Here is a 19,148-nt window from a genome sequence, read left to right as displayed (position 1 = left end):
ATGAGGGGAGTTTTTTGAATGACGCGATCAGGCATCATATCGTCGGGCGGGATACCTACCGGTCCCGAAATTCCGCATCCCGGGCGCATCCCGCCTGTGCCGCCGCCTGCATTGGACGAACCTCCGGCGCGCGAAGAGCCTGAAGAGCCGGAGCCTCTGAAAGATCCGCCGCTACAGTGACGCGTACGGGTGGTTGTTGATCGTGATCTGCTTACCTCTGAAGAGAGGAAATTCTCATGCAGCCAAATAATGCCTCGGGGCCATGGTATCTTGACGATCTCAAGACGGGCGATCTGTTTCGAAGCGGCGAATACGAAATGGACGCAAATCAGATTGTAGCCTTTGCGCAGCAGTTCGATCCGCAACCATTCCATACTGACCTTGAAGCCGCCAAAGCCTCAATGTTCGGTAAACTCGCCGCAAGTGGATGGCACACCGCTGCAATCACCATGCGCCTTCTGGTTGAAACCCTTCCATTTTACAAAGGGTTGATCGGTCTTTCGACCGACATTCAATGGCCGCGCCCCACGTATCCGGGCGACAGGCTGCGCGTGGAGTGCCGTGTCCTGGAGATTGCGCCGTCTCGATCTCGCCCTGAGCAGGGGGTGGTGACTGTGGAGACATTGACGCTTGGGCAGGAAGGGGAGCCGCGCCAACGCCAGATCACAAAAGTGCTGGCGTTCAGAAAACCCGAATGAACGCCTGATGCTCAGGCGAGGGGAATTCCTGTCGCCTGCGACAGGGCTTCAGCCACGCCCGGGGCTGCGGCGAGGATCGTGGCCCCGCCGGTCAAGCCGCCTTCCCGCAGGAATGGGGAAACGCGGGCGCCCGCTTCCTCAAGGATGATCAGGGCTGCGGCGACGTCCCACAGGTTGATGACAATCTCGATATAGCCGTCCAGCCGCCCGCATGCGACGTCAGCCAGCGCAAGCGCTCCGGACCCGCCCGAACGCGGCATCGCGCCGAGATCGAGAATCGCCCCGATTTTTTCCATGAAAACTGGTTTCGGAACGCGGTTGCTCCATCCCATCTCGATCATCGCGCTACGCGTATCGGTGACGGGGGAAGCATGAATGGGCTTCCCGTTCATGAACGCGCCACCGCCCAGTCGCGCGGTGTAGATCTCGCCCAGCGCGGGGGCGTTGATCACTCCCGCCACCGGGCGATCGCCGTCCAGCAGCCCAAGCGACACGCACCAGCGATTGCGGCCGCGCGCAAAATTCGACGTGCCGTCGATGGGGTCAATCACCCACCGCAAGCTTCCTTGCCTGACGCTGCCACCTTCCTCGCCTTGAAACCCGTCTTCAGGGAACAGTTCCTGCATGCGGCGAGCGACGAATGCTTCCACGGCGCCGTCCGCTTCGGTCAGCCAGTCCTGGGCGGATTTTTGGCTGCCGCTGGGACCGCCGGACGGCGGGCGCATTGCGAGGGCCAGGCGAGAGGCGTCCTCGACCACTGCGCGGGCAGCTTCAAGACGGCGATCTATTGCGACGGACATGCTGTGTTCCAGCCGGTCCAGCCGGCCTCTTCTGGCCGGCTGGACCGGCTGGTTATGGTTCCGGTGACGGTTATGCCGCTGGCGCTCGGTGTAGTCGAGCGGCGACGTTCCTGTGTGCAAGGACGTAGGAGCAGTTCTCTGACGCCAAGGCGTGTGCGTATGAGACGCCGATGATACGACGAACGTGTTTTGACAGATCGCCTTTGGCGTCGAACACTCACTGTTACGAACGGGTGAGCGGGCTGAACGTATTTCCCAATCAAACGTTTGCTACAAAGCCGGAGCGAAAATAAACAACAGCCGAGGCGGGCGAGGTTTGAACCACGATAACTGGGGACACGCGGAGTCCGCATAACGGCCACAAGACATCCCCCCGCGATCGGGTGGGACTCAGGATGAAGCAATGAACATTCATGAGTATCAGGCTAAGGCTCTTCTCAAGCATTACGGAATGAACGTGCCGCTGGGGGTGGTCGTGCATTCGCCGGGGGAAGCGCGAGATGCGGCCAAGACGCTCCCGGGGAGCGTCTTCGTCGTGAAGGCGCAAATCCATGCAGGCGGGCGCGGCGCCGGACATTTTCTGGGAGAGTCTTCCGGTGGCGGCGTTCGGTTGGTGAAAACCCCGGAGGAGGCGAAGGCTGCGGCCTACGACATGCTCGACCGCACGCTCGTCACCCGACAGACCGGTCCTGCCGGGCGCGTTGTTCGTCGCCTGTATGTCGAGGCAGGCTGCGCCATCGAACGTGAACTTTATCTGTCGCTTCTCATAGATCGCGTGGCGCGACGCATCACGGTTGTCGCGTCTGACGCTGGCGGCATGAGCATTGAAAACGTGGCCGAGAAGACGCCCGAACGCATTTACAAGGTTCCCATAGATCCCGCGCTTGGCCTCAGCGATTACCAATCCCGGGACATTGCGGTGAAAATCGGTCTCAAGGGGCAACTGATTCGGGAGTTCGCGCAGGTCATGCGCGCGGCGTACACCGCGTTCACCACGCTTGACGCCGCATTGGTCGAGATCAATCCGCTTGTCGTCACAAAGGAGGGTACGCTGCTCGCGCTCGACGCCAAGATGGGCTTCGACGACAACGGCCTGTTCCGTCACAAGGAGATCGAGGAACTCCGCGATCCGAATGAGGAAGATCCTCGCGAGCGGGAGGCTGCGCGGTTTGGTCTTTCATACGTGGGTCTGGAAGGCACGATCGGATGCATGGTCAACGGCGCGGGCCTTGCCATGGCGACGATGGACATCATCCATTCCGAAGGCGAATCTCCGGCCAATTTCCTGGACGTGGGCGGCGGCGCCTCGCGCGAGCGCGTGGGCGCCGCGTTCCGCATTCTGCTGGGCGATCCGAGCGTCGAAGGCGTTCTGGTCAATATTTTTGGCGGCATCATGCGCTGCGACATCATTGCGGAAGCTGTGATTTCCGCCTGCCGGGAGGTCGGGCTGAAAACGCCGCTTGTCGTGCGTCTGGCCGGCACGAAGGTCGAGGAGGGGTTGAAGATGATCGAGGAATCCGGTCTCGACGCGATCGTCGCTGAGGATCTGGGGGACGCTGCCCGCAAGATTGTAGCAGCCGTCCGCAGCCGGAGGGTAGCCTGATGTCTATTCTCGTCGATAAAGACACAAAAGTTCTTGTGCAGGGGTTCACAGGCGCGCACGGAACGTTTCATTCCGAGCAGGCGATCGCCTATGGCACGAAGGTCGTTGGCGGCGTGACGCCGGGCCGCGGCGGAGATACGCATCTCGGCCTTCCGGTATTTGACACGATGGAGCAGGCGCGCGCCGCGACACATGCGGACGCCACGGTCATTTACGTTCCGCCGCCTGGCGCGGCCGACGCAATTATTGAGGCGATCGCCGCCGAGACACCTTTGATCATCTGCATCACCGAAGGCATTCCGGTGCAGGACATGCTGCGCGTTCGGGAGGCGCTGGACCGTTCCACAAGTCTGCTGGTCGGGCCGAACTGTCCCGGTGTCATCACGCCAGACGCGTGCAAGATCGGCATCATGCCCGGTCAGATTCATCGGCGCGGCGGCGTTGGCATCGTCTCGCGGTCCGGGACTCTGACCTACGAAGCGGTTGCGCAGACCTCCGATCTTGGGCTCGGGCAAAGCACATGCGTGGGCATTGGTGGCGATCCGATCAAGGGCATGGATTTCATCGACGTTCTCGAACGCTTCGTCGCCGACCCTGAAACCGACTCCATGATCATCATCGGGGAAATCGGCGGCGTTTCCGAAATCGAAGCGGCGCAGTTCTTGCGCGACAGCCGAACGAAAAAACCGGTCGTGGGTCTTGTCGCAGGCATCACGGCGCCGCCCGGCCGCCGTATGGGGCATGCGGGGGCTGTTATTTCCGGTGGTGAAGAAACGGCCGAGGCGAAGATCGAGGCCATGCGCGCGGCGGGCATTCATATTGCACCCAGCCCGGCCGAGATGGGCAGGACGTTGTTGTCTCTGCTCGAGGGCTGAAGCGGACTCCAACGCCGCCTGATGGCGGCGCTGACCTTAATGGGCGGCGGGCTCTCGGATTTTTCTCAAGACATGCGCCTGCGAACGTTGCTTCGCAGCGCGCTATGTCCCTCCCTGTTTGACGTCCTTTATGTGTCAGCCGCGCGACAAACCGAGGTTTTCTCGCAAAGTCGCGCCTTCATACTCCGTTCTGACGATTCCCTTCTCACGCAGGATCGGCAAAACCTCAGCCACGAAACGCCTGAACTGGGCTGGATGCTCAAGGTAGATATTGAGGCCGTCCAATGCGCCATTCTCGAACCACTCAGCAATGCTGCCCGCAACAGTTACAGGCGAGCCAACAAACGGTTTGCCTCGGCCGACCGATGCGACGCGCTCGCGGTTTTGGGTGGCTTCCACGACCTGTCGGAGCGACAGTTTTTCCGCCACTGCGCGTTCAGTGATCGCCTTCGCCGCCGTATACCAGCTCTTTTCCGCTAGTTTCAGGACTTCTGCGGGGAAGGGGGCGTCCAGATCGTATGTGGTAAAATCATGCCAGCCGAAAAGTCGACCAAATTCCCTCAAGGCCCAATCGAAGCTGTGATCATGTGCGGCGTAATGCCGCTCCAGTTCAACTGCATCTGCATCCGTGTCGCCGATTACAAACTTGATGCCGGGGGAGATCAGCACACTGTCAGGGTCGCGGCCGAGCGACGCGGCGCGTTTGCGCATGTCGTCGCGAAACGCCCGTGTTGCCTCAAGGGTTGAACCGTGAGTGAACACCGCGTCAGCGTAGCGCGCACCGAGGTCTCGACCGGGATTTGAATCGCCTGCCTGAAAAATGATCGGCTCGCCTTGCGGCGACCGCTCGATATTCAGCGGCCCGGCGACGCTGAAGTGCCGTCCCTTGTGGTTCAGGGAATGCAGTTTCGACGGATCGAGGAAGAGCTTCTTCTCCCTGTCGCGCGGAAGGGCTCCATCTTCATACGAACGCCATAGGCCTCGTGCGACCTCAATAGCTTCCTCGGCGCGGCTATGTCGTTCTTCGTAATCGAAATGCTCTTCGCGGCTGAAATTACTTGCGGTCCCGGCGTCACCAGTCGTCACGACGTTCCAGCCTGCTCGCCCGCCGCTGATCAGGTCGAGGGAGGCAAGGCGGCGCGCGACGTTGAAAGGGTCGTTGTATGACGTGCTCAATGTTCCAACGAGACCGATATGGCGGGTAACCATCGCCAGTGCCGAGAGCAGTGTCAGCGGTTCAAGTCTGCTGAGATAATGGGGCGGAGAATTCGGTGTGATGAACTGGCTGTCCACGATAAACAGCCAGTCGAATTTCGCATCTTCCGCCTGTCGTGCAACGTCCGCGAACCAGTTGACGTCAACACTTGCGTTAGCCGGAATTTCGGGGTCGAGCCACCGGTTGTAGTTTCCTGGCCCTCCGACGCCCGTTGGTACAAGTCCAAGCTTCAGTTGTCTTTTGCTCATTGTTGCCTCTTCCTACGCGATGATTTTTGTCGTCTTGAAATCGCGCCCCGGTGGGACCAGCCCCTGCGCGGCATAACGGTCATTGATCGCCTGAAGCGTATCGAGATCGCTTGCGTCGGGACTGCGAACTGCGAAAGTCCTGTGTTGCAAAACGGATGTCACAGTATCTATGGACATATTTTCCCACTGCCGGGAAAGAAGAGACGCCGCTGCGCTCTGGTTGTCGCGTACCCATGCTGCTGCATCGTTCAGGACGGAGCGGAAGGTCGTAACGGTCTCGGGATGAGCCTGCACAAAGGCGGAGTCAGCCAGATAGTAGCGATTGTAACGCATTTTAACGGCAGAGCCGTCGCCCAAAACATGAGCCTCTGGCAGCGCTGTGGCGAAACTGAAAAACGGGTCAAAAGTCGCCCACGCATCGATGGCGCCGCTTCGAAAGGCCTGTAGACATGCTGATTCGGGCACATAAACAGGATGAATGTCCGACAGCTTGAGATTGGCGGAAGCAAGGGCCTGCAGAAGAAAGTCGAATGCGCTTCCGGTCTTGCCTACGGCGACGCGCCGTCCTCTCAGGTCGGAGAAATTAGCGATTCCTCTCTCTTTTCTTGCGACAATGCCAAGCGCGCTCGGGCTTGGCCCTTCGACCGCGTAAATGGCCAACGACGGGAACAGCGGGAGAACGACGACGGGCACGGCTTCCGCGACGTCACTGACGTAATCGACCTGCCCGATCTGGGCGGCTGATGTGCTCAATATGCTCCAGACCGGAATGAAGCCGATTTTCTCAAGCCGTGGGGTGATCAGATTGTTTGCGCGCGCGACCTGAAACAGTATGGAGGACTGCTGGTAGCTCACAGTCAGTTCCTGACCGGACGCAGCCCTTGCGCGTGGGGAGCATGTTCCGGTCAGCGCGAGTGCGGTTGCGCCGGAAAGGAGGGAACGTCGCTTTATTACGGGCATATCCGACACTGAAGTGACCCTTTGCTGCTCGCCCATCAGAATGAATATCCCACTCGCCCGTACCAGTAGGACCCGGTGATCGGAATTCCGGATGATGACGTGTCGTAAATAGAGTTTCCGTTGTATCTAAGAATGAGAGGCAGTTTTCTCGGCCGCACATTGAAGAGATTGTTCACGCCGATCGTCGCCCTCAGCCGGTCTGACATAAAGCGTCTCGTGACTTCGAGATCTGTCATCCAGCGTGGGGAATTTTCAAACTGAGCGAATTGCTGGATCGAGTAGCGAAGAGCTGCAGGCGCGGCGACCTGATACGTGAGATTTCCCGTCGTCTGACCGTAACGTGTCTGACGTACGTTCACGTCCCACGCCCCGATAGTCCATCGCGCGTTCAGAATGATCTTGCTGCGGGGCGTTGCTGTGGTGATCCAGCCGATCGCCTGCGCATTCAGCAGCGGCGTCCCGTTCGCATCGTTCGACAGGTGGTGCAAGCGTGTTCTGTTCAGGTCGATGCCCACTGACCAGTCGACTACGCCATAGCGCCCGAAGCGAGTCACATAGTCGGCGTTGATGTCGACGCCCTGGGTTCGTGTGCTTGCTGCGTTCGAAAAGTAATTGGCCGTGACATTGCTTGGATCCAGCCCCGGTGGGAGCGCGATGCCGGTGAGGCCAATAGCCTCTTCCGCCAACGCGCCGTTGTAATTGCCTCCGCCGAGAATGCGGTCGCGGATGGTGATCTGATAAGCGTCGGCGGTGACGTGCAGTCGCGGGAAGGGTTCAAACACAACGCCGCCGCTGATATTGGTGGAACGTTCAGGCTTCAATTTTGTCGCGCCGAGCAGCTCGGCGGCGGCCGAGTTGACGGCGAGGCTTCCGGAGGCCCCGGTCGGCGTCACGCTCAGGCTGCTGAAATGTTGCTCCGCCAAAGAAGGTGCGCGAAATCCGTTGCTGATCGTGGCCCGAAACGCCAGACGCTTTGAGACCTCATATCGCGCGGAAACTTTACCACTCTCGGCGTTGCCGAAATCCGTGTAGTGCTCGAACCGCCCGGCGAAATCGAGATCGAGCTTCCTGACAGGAGAAATTCCGACATCGGCGTATCCTGCCCAGATATCACGGCTCCACGACCCAGCGGATTGCGGTGTGAGTCCAGGCGCTCCCTGCAATCCTCCGAGAAGGTACGTGGGTGCGTTGCCAGATACGATGTCATACGTCTCAAGGCGATGTTCCGCCCCGAAGGCCAGCTTCAGAGGCCGCCCGAGAACCACAAAGCCCCGACTCAAATCGAGATTATTGGTCCACTGTGCGTTTCTGTAGGCTTCAGCGAACCCTTTCGTGGGTGTCCAGCCATAAGTCGCGTAATAAGAGGTGTTGGCGGAATTGATGGTCGACAGCCGACTTTCGTCCGCGCCGTAGGTCGTGCTCAAGTCCCAATGAAAACCGCCGAGGAAATGATCACCAGTGAGGCCAAGTGTGGCGGCGTAGTCATTCTCCTCGTTTACACTGGAAGGGTTGAAGCCCCACGGGTAGACGCTGGGCAATATGTTGGGCAGTCGGTTCGTTTCGTAGAGCTGAATATGTCGGTGCATATAGGTGATGTTCGCGTAGAATTTCACGTTTTCAGTTATGTTTTTTCCCAGTTCTATCGCGAGGGATTCACGTGTCTCTTCCGGTGTGGCGAAGTTGTAGTCCTCGGGGCGATAGTGCGTGCCCGTCACGAAATGGTCGGCGTGATAGACCTGCCCGCTAAGATGCAAATAACCGTCAGTTCCGAGCTTCAGGCCGCCGTCGGCGTTAAGCTGATAATCCCAGCCAGGCGAGCCATAGAGAAAATTGAATGGATGAGCGCCGCTTTGGAACGATGTGTTGAGCCCATGATCCGTCTTTTTGAGGATGATATTGACCACTCCGGCGATGGCGTCCGATCCGTACATGGCGGCCGCGCCGTCTCGCAGAACCTCAATATGGTCGATCGCCGAAAGAGGAATCGCGTTCAGGTCCACCGGCGTCGTGCCGTGCTCGGGGCCTGAATAGGTAGCGACTACGCCTGTCGTGTGTCGTCTCTTGCCATCGACAAGAACCAGAACTTCATTGGGAGTCAGCCCCCTCATACGTATTCCGGCGACCTGCCCGGAACCGGCGAGTAAACTGCTGTTAATCGACGGGTCAGTACGTGCCAGAGCATCTGCAATGTTGAGCGCCCCGGTTCGCGCAAGTTCCGCGCCGGTGATGATGTCTATCGGGCTGGCGCTGCTTCTTGCCGTGCGATGAGAGTCACGCGTGCCGGTGACGATCATCTGTTCAGATTCTTGGGACGTTAAGCTTCTTGGAGCGGCAAGAGCGTCCGAACGCCTTGGTGTTTTCGTGCTACGCGTCGTCGTTCGGGCCGCCTGCGTTGTGTGAACGACTTTCCTGCTGTCATGTTTGGCGTGGGCTGCAGAAACTGACGCCGACCCCTCCGCCCAGGCGGCGTTACATCCAAAGGCCAGAGACGCTGCGAGGAAAGTTCTTTGAGATGAAAAGAAAATCGACATTCCGGAAAATTAGTCCTGACGCTGGGAGAGCGCGTCAGGCTTTAAAGGCGGGGTGTCGGCGTCACAAACGAGATATCTAAAGGTTACGGTTGAGGCATATTTTAACAAATCATGTCATGCAGGCGCATCTGATAGTTTCTCTTTCTGACAAAAACGTGCGAATGCCGCAATTCATGCCTGTGCGGCCAGCGCCACCAGACGCAACGTTACCTCTCTTGCCTGAGCGAAGGCAGGAAGGGGGAGACATTCATAGATGGAGTGAAAATTCAGGCCGCCGGTGAAATAGTTCGGCGTCGGTATGCCGCGCGCCGACAGGGCCGATCCGTCCGTACCGCCCCGCATGGGAATGACATTCGGCGTGATCCCACATGCAGCGAACGCGTCCTCCAGCAATGAAATGCAGCGGCGATCATTGCCCATCGCCGACGCGATGTTGGAGTAGACATCGGCGATCACACAGGAAATGGCGGCTCGCGGAAATGCAGCCAGAGTCGCCGCAACTTTCCTCTGCAGGTCCGTTTTTCTCTTTTCGAACGCCGTCCGGTCGAAATCACGGATCGACACGGAAAGGCGTGCGGTAGCCTGATCCCCGGAAAATCCGTTCAACCAGCAATAACCTTCACGTCCTTCGGTATGTTCTGGCGTATCGTAGGGATCGAATCGTGCGATCAGGTCAGCTGCCACCAGTATAGGATTAACGAGAACGCCCTTCGCCGCCATAGGATGGGCCGTCACTCCATCTATCGTGATCTTTGCCTGTGCTGCATTGAAGGTTTCGTAGACAAATTCTCCGGACGCGCACGCGTCCACAGTATAGGCGAACTCCGCCGGAAAGCGCTCCAGGTTCATGACTTTTGCGCCGCGCAGGCCGATCTCTTCGTCGGGGACGAACGCGACGAACACGTCCCCATGCGGCGTGCCGCTGGCGATGACGGTTTCGAGCATATCCATGAGGATCGCGACAGCCGCCTTGTTGTCTGCGCCGAGCACGCTCGTCCCGTCGGTGAAGACGACGTCCTGTCCGATATGGGGCGTAAGTTCCGGATGTTCCTCCGCCAGCAGCCATATGTCCCGTTCCGGATTCAGGCAGATGTCCTGTCCGTCGTAACGCAAGATTTGCGGGTGAATTTCTGGTGACAAACCTACGTCTACAGTATCGAGATGCGCACAGAACCCGATACGAGGCGCGGTGGCTGGCCCGTTCGCCGGGAGGCGCGCTGTAAGCACGCAATGCTCATCAAGATGGACGTCCGTTAGGCCGAGTTCGGTCAATTCGTCACGGAGCAGTGACGCCAGAGTCCACTGCCCGTCGGAAGATGGCACTACAGTGGCCTGCGCGGAACTCTGGCTCGGGATAGCGACATAACGAAGAAAGCGACCGAGCAGGCGGGAGCCGGAATGTGGCATCGGACATAGTTCCTTGGCCGGTAAGGGGTTGCCTGAGCGACGCAAGAGAATACAGACTGGCCGGCGAAGCTCCGCTGTTCGCCCGCGCGCAGGCAAGAGCGCCAACTAGATATAGGGAATTTGGAGCGCCAGTGAAAGTTTCGTCCCTTCATATTTATCCGGTCAAAAGCCTGCGTGGCCTGTCCCCGACCCATGTGGACATGGATCCCTGGGGGCCGCGAGGCGATCGACGATGGGTCGTGGTTGACGTTGATGGCGTATTTATTACCCAGCGAACCAATGCCGCGATGGCGCGAATTTCCGTGACGCCGACGCCAGATGGATTGACGCTTCAACGTGACGGCGACGCGTCTTTGGCGGCTTCTCGTCCGTCGGGCGGCGCGACGCGCGTGCGCGTCTGGCGCAGTGACGTGACAGGAAATGACGCGGGCGACGAAGCTGCTGCGTGGCTTGAAGCCGCCTTGGGGCGGCCGTCGCGGCTGGTTTATATGGATGCGCCGGAGAGCGCACGCCCCGGAGAGCATGACGGGCAGGAGTTCCACGTCTCCTTCGCAGACGGCTTTCCCGGCCTGCTCTGCACGGAGGCTTCGCTGGACGATCTGAACGCCCGTCTGGATCGCGCCGTGCCGATGACGCGTTTTCGCCCGAACGTTGTCGTGGAGGGCGCGTCGGCCTGGGCGGAAGACGAGTGGACACGCATAAGGATAGGGCAGGTCGAATTAGCTTTGGTGAAACCCTGTTCCCGCTGCATCGTCACGACGATTGACCAGGAAAGCGGCTCCATCGTTGTTCCGGGACAACCGCTGAAGACGCTCGCCGGATTTCGCCGGACGCCCGAGGGCATTATGTTCGGTCAAAATTTTCTTGTTGAAAAAACGGGAACTATTCGAAAGGGCGACACCGTCGAAATTCTCGAACGACGTGCGGCGACATAATCGGCGTTCGCCGGTCCGCGCTTTGTCGACCACATCGCAACAGAGTGCGGAGCGAAGCCTGACAGGTACAGGATACGGTTCTTCATGATGCTGGAGGTCATGATAACTTAACTTTCGCCGTCGCCTCTCCCGAAGGAAACTCCCGTAACCTCCGCTGTTGATCCGAGGGAACCATTGCCGGACGTCAGTCGACCTCCCGAACCTCTGTGCGATGATGACCTGTTGGCGTCCTGGACCCTCTCGACAAGTTCAAAATCGCCGATGACAGCGGCGCTCCAGACGAATGCTCCGTCACGCAAAATAGGCGCACGTCTTGGCCGCCTTCTGATCGTTGCGGCGCTCGGCTTTGTCGCGCCAATGGCGCACGCGGTTGCAGCCAGTACGCCCCTGGTCACCGATGTTCTGCCATCCGGCGTGCCGCTTCCGGCGCCCGCGCCGGATTTCGCGCCTGCGGTCAGCGACGCCAGCACGGAACTGCTCGGAAATGCGGGGGGAGTCAGGCCGTGGCTCGATCGCCACGGCGTGCAGATCAATCTGCAAGACGTGGAGGAATTGTGGGGATTGGCGTCGGGCGGCGTGCGCCCCGGCCCGACCTATGACGGGATCACCGCCGTCACGCTCCAGTTGAACACGCAGCAGGCCTTTGGGTGGCATGACGGGTTGTTCAACATCAGCGCGCTGCAGATACGTGGACGGTCTCTGACCAACGAGCGCCTGCAATCGTTGAACGCGGTCAGCGGCTACGACGCCGGACGCTCGACGCGTCTCTTCGAACTTTGGTATGGGCAGGGGTTTTTTGGAAATCGTCTTGACGTCCGTGTTGGATCGGTCGACCTCGACACCGAATTTCTGGTCAGCCAGAATGCGTCGCTTTTCCTGAACGCCAGTTTCGGATGGCCGCTTTCAACGTCGAGCAATCTCTATTCGGGCGGCCCGTCATGGCCGTACTCTGCTGTCGGCGTCCGCGTAAAATGGGCGCCTGCGCATCCGCTGGTGCTGATGGGGGCGGTGACAGACGACAATCCGACCCACGGTCCGTTCTATAGCTCCGTCGCAGCCAATCAGCGCGATCCATCGGGAACCCAATTCTCGACCGAAGGCGGCGCCCTCTTTATTGGCGAAGCGCAACTCTGGGTGGACGCGGCGCGGAGGCTCGCCACCGGAGACAGCGCCGCGTTGCCCGGCACATGGAAAGTGGGCGCGCTGTTCGACACCGGCCGTTTCCCTGATCAACGCTACGACGATCGTGGTGGCTTGCTGGGCAGTCCGGAAAGCGACGGGAGGCCATTTTACCACCGTGGAAACTGGATGGCCTATACGGTCATCGACCAGATGCTCTGGCGCGCGGCGAAGGGGCAGCAGAAAGCCATCAGCGTCTTCATCCGCGCCACCGCCAATGACGGCGTGCGAAACCGCTTTTCGTCGGAAGTTGAAGCGGGTCTGACATTTGACGGACTGGTGCCAGGACGTATCGACGACACGATCGGCGTCGCTTGGGGGACGACGCTCTATGGACGTCGCGCTCTGAAAAGCGCCCGCGACGCCATGCGGCTGGGCGGCTCTGGCGCCGACGATCTAAAACCTGAGAACCACTTGGAACTGACGTGGCAGATTGCGGTGACGCCATACCTCAACCTTCAGCCGGATCTGCAATATTTCTGGAATGTCGGCGGAGTGGCCCGCAGTAGCGCAGGTGGGATCGCCAATGGCTTCGTGGCGGGCCTGAACATGACGACGACCTTCTGAGTCGATGCGAGTTTCATCTAAGTTTAAAATCGCCGTCGTCTCAAAACCGGTATCCAGAGCCATGCGACGAACAACGTCGCGGAAGCAGGGATGCGGGCACGATGGATGAGTGGGAACAGGTCGAGCTGTCAGCCGAGGAACGTGAGCGCGTGCAGATGCGCCGCGAAATCATTGACGACCTCGATGAGGAATTCGAGCTGTCGCTGGAAGAGGAGGCGGTCGGAGGCCCTCTTGACGCCGAAGACCGCGCGTTCCGCCGCGTCTATTTTCGTGAATTGATCCGCCTGCAGGGCGAACTGATCAAGCTCCAGGATTGGGTGAAAAGCACAGGGCATCGTCTGGTCGTCCTGTTTGAAGGCCGCGACGCGGCAGGGAAGGGCGGCGCGATCAAGCGTATTACGCAGCGGCTCAACCCTCGCATCTGCCGTGTCGCGGCGCTGCCCGCGCCGAACGACCGGGAGCGCACCCAGTGGTATTTTCAGCGCTATGTCGCGCACCTGCCCGCAGCGGGCGAAATCGTCCTGTTCGACCGCAGCTGGTATAATCGCGCGGGCGTCGAACGGGTCATGGGTTTCTGCACGGACGCTGAGTACGAGGAGTTTTACCGCTCTGTGCCCGAGTTCGAGCGGATGCTGGTCCGCAGCGGCGTCCAGATCGTAAAGTTTTGGTTCTCCATAACCGACGATGAACAGGAAGCCCGTTTTCGCGCCCGCATCGAGGATCCGCTGAAGCAGTGGAAGCTCAGCCCTATGGATCTTGAAAGTCGTCGTCGCTGGGAGGACTACACCCGCGTGAAGGAGACGATGCTCGAACGTTCCAGCATAGAAGAAGCGCCGTGGTGGGTCGTGCAAGCCGTCGACAAGAAGCGGGCGCGCCTCAACTGCATGTCGCATCTTCTGTCGCTGGTCCCGTATCAGGCGCTGCCGCATCCTGAAATCGTGCTGCCTGCGCGCGTTCATCACCCGGACTACGAGCGCCAGCCAACGCCAGCGTCGATGATTGTTCCTGAACTGTATTGATCCATTTCTATCTAGTTTCGCTCTTCGAGGCGCCCACCGCGCTTCGGAGGGGCTGTGTTGAATGCACGAGGCGAGCCCCGCAGGTTACTTGAATCCCCTTTTTAGCCGGCAGGCTGGAAGCCGCGCGGTGTGCTTTGAGATGGGCTGCGCCGATCATGATGGTCTGGGGGCTCTGCCTTTCCGGCAGTCAGACCGTCCATCATTTGAATGAAGCCCCATGGTGCCCCGGCGCTTCCAACGGTTGTAGAGTGTCTTCTGTGGACCCGATTCCCAGGGCGCATCGCGCCAATACGGCCATTCCGGTTGACAAAAATGATGACGCTCAACACCCGGCAATCGTAAGCGTTCGGATGTGACATCGTGTTTTTGTTTTTGATGTGTGCTTGATGGTGTGTCGTGGTCTACTGGAGGAGGCGCGACATGCACGACGACGATGAAGAAACCCTCTGGCGGGAGCGCCTGCACGACTATTTGCAGAGCGGGAAAATTCAGAGACAGTTTTGCCGCGATCGCGGCATCAGTGGGGTGGCCCTGCTGAAATGGGCGAGGCGTCTCGACATAGAGTTGCCCAGAACACGGTCGCCACATGCGCGACCACTGGCTCCCGCGAACCTGCATCCGCTCCCGCCCCCGACGGATTTCGAAGAGGCGCTCCGCACACGGAACTTCAGACACTTTCTACCCAGCGACACCCGCCGCGCATGGGCCGGGGGTGAGTGGGGACGACTTCTGGCTGACGCCCGCCGAATGGGACTGAGCCTGGAAGCCTATGGGCGGTTGATAGGGATACCGCCCGCGACGCTTTACAGCTGGCGCAAACGACTGCTCAAAAGCGGGGATCTTCCCGATGAGACGCCATTCGTCGCTTCCGAGCCGGAGATTCAGGCGGCAGGCTTCGCCAGCGTGGTCATACAGACAGAACCGCAGACTGAGCGTAATTCGGCCGACGCTATCGATTTGACATGCGTAACGTCAGATACGGACGCCAACATCGCATCGCTCCCCAGGAACGTCGCCATTACGGGGAATTTTGGGCCAGCCCTTGTCGAGGTTGTGCTTCGAAATGGCCGAACGCTGCGCCTGCACACGCGAACGAATTTCTTTCTGATCGAAAAGCTGGCGACCATCATGGAGCGGGCGGAATGAACCTCATGCCCGGAACCCGCGTCCATCTGGCGCTTGATCATGTGGATTTTCGAAAAGGGATGGATGGGCTGGCCCTGGTCGCTCAGGAAACCCTGCGCGAAGATCCCTTCTGTGGCCATTTGTTTGTCTTTCGCAGCCGAAACGCGAAACGCATCAAAATTCTCTACTACGACGGCACGGGACTTTGCCTGTTCATAAAAAGGCTGGAGGAAGGCCATTTTGTCTGGCCACGCCTGCGCAGCGTTTCGGACGGAACTGCGCGCAAGGCCGTGCATCTGACTCAGGCTCAACTGGCCATGCTTCTCGAAGGTCTGGATTGGCGAAATCCCGTTCAGACACGTCCGCTCAGGGCTGGATAGCCGGGCTTGATTAATCCTGGCTTCGGACGGTTTTTCCCTTGTACAGTGGCCCGAAGCGATTTATATTTTCCGTATGAGAATTGATCTCGAAAATCTTCCTCTTGATCCGGCGCACCTGACGCTGCTGGTCTGGGCGCTGGCCGAGGAAATCGAGACCGCGACACTGAAGATATCGGAGCTGGAAGAGAAAATTCGCTCGTACCAGAAGGCGCCCTTCAGAAGGAAGTCCGAGATTTGGTCCAGTAACCAGAGCGCTCTTGACTTGCCGGGGGGTGTCACTGGACCAGAGTTATCACCTGAGAGAGCCGTGACACTGGAGTCCAACCAGCGGCGGAAAGAAGAGCGCCGGGAGGAAGCCAGGGAGAACGCGAAAAAAGCGCGACGAGGCATCTGGCCTGAAAACGCTGAAGTGGTCACAAAAATCATCCCCCCTGACCGTGATACATGCCCCGAGTGTAACGGCGCATTAAACGACGCAGGTGAGACAAGCGGTTTCACGCTTGAATACATCCCGGCATCGATCAAGGTGATCAACACTATCCGCCCGAAATGCGCATGCCGGAAGTGCGGCGAACTTGTTCAGGCCAAAGCCCCGCCACGCCTCGCGAATGGCTGTCTTGCTGAGCCTTCGCTGGTCGCATGGATTCTGGTCAGCCGCTACAGCGATCACACACCATTCTATCGGATGCATCGTATCCTGGAACGCAGCGGGGCCAATATTGCGCGAAGCACCATGGTAGGATGGGCCACCATGGCCGCTTCATTGCTTGAACCGCTTTATCAGAGCCTTCTGGCGCACATCAAGAAAAGCCCGCGGATTCATGCCGACGAGACGCGCCTGCCAACACTGAAGCCTGGTCTCGGCAAGACGCACACAGGCTACATGTGGACATATGTGACGGATGACAGCACGTTTGGCGGGAAAGCGCCGCCAGCCGCCATTTTTTGTTATGAAGAAGGGCGCGGTAAGAAATACCCCCTCAAACATCTCGAGGGATGGAGCGGAGTACTGCAGGTTGATGGGTATGCAGGCTACAATGAGTTGGAGCGTTTGGGGCATGTCCTGCTCATGGGCTGCTGGGCTCACCTGCGACGACTGTTCTTTGAACTGGCCGAGGAAGGTAGCCCATTGGCAGCTGATAAGCTCGATCAGTTTAAGGAACTTTATATACTGGACCGCCACTTTAAAGGGTTGTCACCCGAAGAGAGGGTGGAGGGACGAGATGGAATTTGCGAGCCTCTTGTAACGGAAATGTTCAATTGCCTGCCCTATCAGTTGAGTGGCCTGAGCAAGACAGGAAAGTTGTTCAAGGCAATCGAATATATGCGACGACAACGCGATAAGCTGGTTCTGTTTCTTACCAATGGTTACGCAGATTTGGACAACAACCCGGTGGAGAGGGTGATCCGGTCTGTCGCGCTCGGGCGAAAGAACTCCCTGTTTGCGGGAAGTGAAGTTGGCGCACGGAACTGGGCGGTTATTGCGTCGCTGATCGAGACTGCGAAACTCAACGGCGTCGAACCGTTTGCATGGCTGCGTGACACGCTCACGAAGATCATGCACGGCCATCCGCCAGACAGGGCCGACGAGTTGCTGCCGTTCCCAGCCACAGGCTGACCTTCATGGTCTCACGTGCCGTTCGGCAATACGTGAGGCCAATTGCAGGCGGGCATGATGCGGCTTTAACATCTGTCATCGCCCTTCATGTCAGACATGCAATTGGTTGTAACGATTTCCTGAAAGCTGGCATTGATAAGCGGACCACTATAAACAGAGTTCGGGACTTTGCTGTCATTTCCGGATTGGAGTTTGAGGGCGGCTTGCAGCTGAAAACCGGACGTTCTGGAAGAGAGCAAGCGGCGACAGGGATCGTGAAGGCAGGCCGTCGGGAGAATGCCATATTCCGGATTTCGAATTAGGTTAGCAGCCATTGTTGCACCCGCCGTCCGAGGAGAGGAGGCTGCAGCGACGATAACCAACATGCCTGCCAACTTCACCCGCTATCCGGACAGAGAGCAGCATATTTTCGGCGCAGCCCGGACTCGGCCGCCGCGCGCTCACCCGCCTGGCGCGTGGCTCAAACCAGCGCTCGTCAGAGATTGGGCGCGGCTATCGCGGTTGCGTGGGGCTCACCGTCCGCCGGGGCACGCTTAGGCGGCACTCGGTCGCGTCGCCGCAGAGCGGCACAAGGCACAAGGCACAAGGCACGTGGATCAGCTGCGCGCGGCCCGGTGCCAAACTCAAAGCAGTCGCCTGGACATCGACCACCCCCAGCCTAGATTACATCTGCACCGGGCTCCAATGGCGGTGCCTGCGGTTGCGTCAGGATCACCAGGTGCCTAATGGACCATCAGCAGCATCGGCCGAGCAAGAGTATGACGGACAAAGACGATTGGACGACAAAGCAAGTCAGCTTGTGCGCCGCTTGCGCCAAGCATCCCGAGATAAAAGCGCTCGTCGAGAGCAATCTCGCACATGGTGTGTGCGGTGTCTGCGGACAGTCGGAAGCAGGTGTATACAATCCGGAACAGTTCACGGCCCTACGCAATCTGATCCACGCGCTGATCCGGCTCCACTTTAATGAGGAGGATTATAACAGCCATTGGGGCGGCACATCGATCGACCACATACTTCTCAACGAGGAAAATCCAATCGTCGAGACCGCCAAGCCCGAAGGCTTTCCCGATGAATTGATTAACCGGATCACCTGGGATGGTGAAATCTTTCCGGACTATGACCAAGGAATTTGCCTCTACGCTGGCCATGACGAGGATGGTAGGAGACTGCTGCAATCCTCGATCCCGGAGACGATCAACGCCGAGTTGCGGGATATCGAGCTTCGGCTGAAGCGCGAGAATTTCCACACCGTGGAACCCGCCATGGAAAAGATCGTCGATTCCATCAGCGCTGATATCGAGTCCGAGGTCACGCAAGGAACGCTCTGGTATCGCGGCCGGACCGGCTTCGAAGATAGCAAGACTCACGTCGATTTTAACACGGTTACCCGCATCGTCACGCCGTACAAAGGCGCCGACATCGGGGCGCTTCCACCCCCAAGGGCAAGCGCTGGCCGGATGAACAGGGCCGGTGTGTCGGTGCTTTATGTGGCGTCGGAGATCGACACCGCGCTCGCGGAAATTCGCCCGCATCCGGGGCACACGATTTCGGTCGCTGGGTTCCGGCCGACGCGGTCGCTCCGGGTAGCGCGCTTCGATGTGCCAATCGCCGGATTTTCCGGCTCCGATAAGAGGCTAGGGCCTGTTAGGTCTTGAAAGACGGAGCGCACTGCATAGCTCTTTGTCATGAGCATGATACAGTCTGTATTTTCCGATGATGCATGGTCGATCTGGGAACCTCTGATCGAGACGGTTCGTCCGAAAGGCAAAACCCCGCCTCGCGATCTGCGACGGACCATGTCAGCGATTTTCTGGCGCCATCAGAACGGCGCGAAATGGCGCTCCATTCCTGCTGAACTCGGCCCCTGGTGGACGGCAGCCCAACTCTTCATCCGCTGGGCAAAGCTCGGCGTCTGGCAGGCTCTGTTTGAACAGGCGAAGGGTCAGGATTCGGCTTTAGGTCTGGTCTTCCTCGACGGCACAAACAT

General features: G+C 59.0%; 17 protein-coding genes and 1 pseudogene. 12 read left to right on the top strand and 6 right to left on the bottom strand.

Translation table 11 applies throughout. The features are described 5' to 3' along the window. The first annotated feature begins 18 nt into the window (after positions 1-18). Both G442_RS25330 and G442_RS0117030 read left to right on the top strand, forming a co-directional pair. A complete protein-coding gene (locus tag G442_RS25330) occupies positions 19-180 on the top strand; it encodes a hypothetical protein (RefSeq protein ID WP_154660405.1) in 162 nt (53 codons plus the stop codon). 56 nt (positions 181-236) lie between these two features. After that, positions 237-698 carry a MaoC family dehydratase gene (locus G442_RS0117030; protein WP_026398949.1) on the top strand — a complete coding sequence of 154 codons (462 nt, stop codon included), beginning with the start codon at positions 237-239 and terminating at the stop codon, positions 696-698. An 11-nt stretch (positions 699-709) separates the two neighbouring features. Here G442_RS0117030 and G442_RS0117025 read toward each other — a convergent pair whose 3' ends face one another. Then, on the bottom strand, positions 710-1,498 hold the full coding sequence (locus G442_RS0117025; RefSeq protein WP_026398948.1) for an inositol monophosphatase family protein: 789 nt from the start codon (positions 1,496-1,498) through the stop codon (positions 710-712). 403 nt (positions 1,499-1,901) lie between these two features. Here G442_RS0117025 and sucC point away from each other — a divergent pair, with 403 nt between their 5' ends. After that, positions 1,902-3,101 (top strand): ADP-forming succinate--CoA ligase subunit beta, encoded by a 1,200-nt coding sequence (gene sucC, locus G442_RS0117020; RefSeq protein ID WP_026398947.1) that lies wholly within the window; start codon positions 1,902-1,904, stop codon positions 3,099-3,101. Then, the gene (gene sucD / locus G442_RS0117015) at positions 3,101-3,976 is read left to right on the top strand and encodes a succinate--CoA ligase subunit alpha (RefSeq protein ID WP_026398946.1); all 876 of its coding nucleotides are present in this window, start codon (positions 3,101-3,103) and stop codon (positions 3,974-3,976) included. Before sucC ends, sucD begins: the two co-directional genes overlap by 1 nt. Positions 3,977-4,111: 135 nt before the next feature. Here the strand turns inward: sucD and G442_RS0117010 are convergent, their stop codons facing one another. The 4 genes from G442_RS0117010 to pepT form a co-directional block, all read right to left on the bottom strand. Further along, positions 4,112-5,440, bottom strand: a complete 1,329-nt coding sequence (locus G442_RS0117010) for an NtaA/DmoA family FMN-dependent monooxygenase (RefSeq protein WP_026398945.1) — start codon at positions 5,438-5,440, stop codon at positions 4,112-4,114. Positions 5,441-5,452: 12 nt separating this feature from the next. Further along, entirely contained in the window at positions 5,453-6,400 is a 948-nt protein-coding gene (locus G442_RS0117005; protein ID WP_246789513.1) for an ABC transporter substrate-binding protein, read from the bottom strand. 35 nt (positions 6,401-6,435) lie between these two features. After that, complete coding sequence (locus G442_RS23050) at positions 6,436-8,694, bottom strand: TonB-dependent receptor plug domain-containing protein (RefSeq protein WP_051292480.1); 2,259 nt, start codon at positions 8,692-8,694, stop codon at positions 6,436-6,438. Positions 8,695-9,102: 408 nt separating this feature from the next. Further along, positions 9,103-10,338: a peptidase T gene (gene pepT / locus G442_RS0116995; protein WP_026398943.1), complete on the bottom strand. Its 1,236-nt coding sequence runs from the start codon at positions 10,336-10,338 to the stop codon at positions 9,103-9,105. A gap of 131 nt (positions 10,339-10,469) precedes the next feature. On the opposite strand from pepT, the gene G442_RS0116990 reads away from it, so the two are divergent. The 3 genes from G442_RS0116990 (at position 10,470) to ppk2 (ending at position 14,038) form a co-directional block, all read left to right on the top strand. Continuing rightward, positions 10,470-11,273: an MOSC domain-containing protein gene (locus G442_RS0116990; protein ID WP_026398942.1), complete on the top strand. Its 804-nt coding sequence runs from the start codon at positions 10,470-10,472 to the stop codon at positions 11,271-11,273. A gap of 261 nt (positions 11,274-11,534) precedes the next feature. After that, complete coding sequence (locus G442_RS0116985) at positions 11,535-13,019, top strand: carbohydrate porin (RefSeq protein WP_051292479.1); 1,485 nt, start codon at positions 11,535-11,537, stop codon at positions 13,017-13,019. A gap of 101 nt (positions 13,020-13,120) precedes the next feature. Further along, the gene (gene ppk2, locus G442_RS0116980) at positions 13,121-14,038 is read left to right on the top strand and encodes a polyphosphate kinase 2 (RefSeq protein ID WP_026398940.1); all 918 of its coding nucleotides are present in this window, start codon (positions 13,121-13,123) and stop codon (positions 14,036-14,038) included. Between the two features lie 94 nt (positions 14,039-14,132). Here ppk2 and G442_RS24575 read toward each other — a convergent pair. Next, positions 14,133-14,376 (bottom strand): annotated as a pseudogene (locus G442_RS24575) (IS5/IS1182 family transposase); the annotation flags it as partial. Positions 14,377-14,458: 82 nt separating this feature from the next. Between G442_RS24575 and G442_RS0116975 the strand changes: the two are divergent. The 5 genes from G442_RS0116975 to G442_RS0116955 form a co-directional block, all read left to right on the top strand. Then, complete coding sequence (locus G442_RS0116975; RefSeq protein ID WP_026398939.1) at positions 14,459-15,184, top strand: hypothetical protein; 726 nt, start codon at positions 14,459-14,461, stop codon at positions 15,182-15,184. Next, entirely contained in the window at positions 15,181-15,543 is a 363-nt protein-coding gene (gene tnpB, locus G442_RS0116970) for an IS66 family insertion sequence element accessory protein TnpB (RefSeq protein ID WP_026398938.1), read from the top strand. The genes G442_RS0116975 and tnpB overlap by 4 nt, the downstream gene beginning before the upstream one ends. Positions 15,544-15,616: 73 nt before the next feature. Further along, entirely contained in the window at positions 15,617-17,161 is a 1,545-nt protein-coding gene (tnpC, locus tag G442_RS0116965; protein WP_026398937.1) for an IS66 family transposase, read from the top strand. Positions 17,162-17,919: 758 nt separating this feature from the next. Beyond that, on the top strand, positions 17,920-18,816 hold the full coding sequence (locus G442_RS23045) for an RES family NAD+ phosphorylase (protein WP_051292478.1): 897 nt from the start codon (positions 17,920-17,922) through the stop codon (positions 18,814-18,816). A 36-nt stretch (positions 18,817-18,852) separates the two neighbouring features. Next, positions 18,853-19,148, top strand: a 296-nt coding sequence (locus G442_RS0116955; protein ID WP_026398936.1) for a transposase, incomplete at its 3' end; no start/stop codon positions are given.

The sequence above is a fragment of the Acetobacter nitrogenifigens DSM 23921 = NBRC 105050 genome, from assembly GCF_000429165.1.
In the GTDB taxonomy this organism is placed as follows: domain Bacteria; phylum Pseudomonadota; class Alphaproteobacteria; order Acetobacterales; family Acetobacteraceae; genus Acetobacter; species Acetobacter nitrogenifigens.
This window is presented reverse-complemented; position numbering and strand designations above follow the sequence as displayed.

What these genes read in the sequence shown, in the direction of transcription:
- G442_RS25330 (WP_154660405.1), top strand. Translation starts at nt 19, where the DNA reads ATGACGCGATCAGGCATCATATCGTCGGGCGGGATACCTACCGGTCCC.
- G442_RS0117030 (WP_026398949.1), top strand. Translation starts at nt 237, where the DNA reads ATGCAGCCAAATAATGCCTCGGGGCCATGGTATCTTGACGATCTCAAG.
- G442_RS0117025 (WP_026398948.1), bottom strand. Translation starts at nt 1,498, where the DNA reads ATGTCCGTCGCAATAGATCGCCGTCTTGAAGCTGCCCGCGCAGTGGTC.
- sucC (WP_026398947.1), top strand. Translation starts at nt 1,902, where the DNA reads ATGAACATTCATGAGTATCAGGCTAAGGCTCTTCTCAAGCATTACGGA.
- sucD (WP_026398946.1), top strand. Translation starts at nt 3,101, where the DNA reads ATGTCTATTCTCGTCGATAAAGACACAAAAGTTCTTGTGCAGGGGTTC.
- G442_RS0117010 (WP_026398945.1), bottom strand. Translation starts at nt 5,440, where the DNA reads ATGAGCAAAAGACAACTGAAGCTTGGACTTGTACCAACGGGCGTCGGA.
- G442_RS0117005 (WP_246789513.1), bottom strand. Translation starts at nt 6,400, where the DNA reads ATGCCCGTAATAAAGCGACGTTCCCTCCTTTCCGGCGCAACCGCACTC.
- G442_RS23050 (WP_051292480.1), bottom strand. Translation starts at nt 8,694, where the DNA reads ATGATCGTCACCGGCACGCGTGACTCTCATCGCACGGCAAGAAGCAGC.
- pepT (WP_026398943.1), bottom strand. Translation starts at nt 10,338, where the DNA reads ATGCCACATTCCGGCTCCCGCCTGCTCGGTCGCTTTCTTCGTTATGTC.
- G442_RS0116985 (WP_051292479.1), top strand. Translation starts at nt 11,535, where the DNA reads ATGACAGCGGCGCTCCAGACGAATGCTCCGTCACGCAAAATAGGCGCA.
- ppk2 (WP_026398940.1), top strand. Translation starts at nt 13,121, where the DNA reads ATGGATGAGTGGGAACAGGTCGAGCTGTCAGCCGAGGAACGTGAGCGC.
- G442_RS0116975 (WP_026398939.1), top strand. Translation starts at nt 14,459, where the DNA reads ATGCACGACGACGATGAAGAAACCCTCTGGCGGGAGCGCCTGCACGAC.
- tnpB (WP_026398938.1), top strand. Translation starts at nt 15,181, where the DNA reads ATGAACCTCATGCCCGGAACCCGCGTCCATCTGGCGCTTGATCATGTG.
- tnpC (WP_026398937.1), top strand. Translation starts at nt 15,617, where the DNA reads ATGAGAATTGATCTCGAAAATCTTCCTCTTGATCCGGCGCACCTGACG.
- G442_RS23045 (WP_051292478.1), top strand. Translation starts at nt 17,920, where the DNA reads ATGACGGACAAAGACGATTGGACGACAAAGCAAGTCAGCTTGTGCGCC.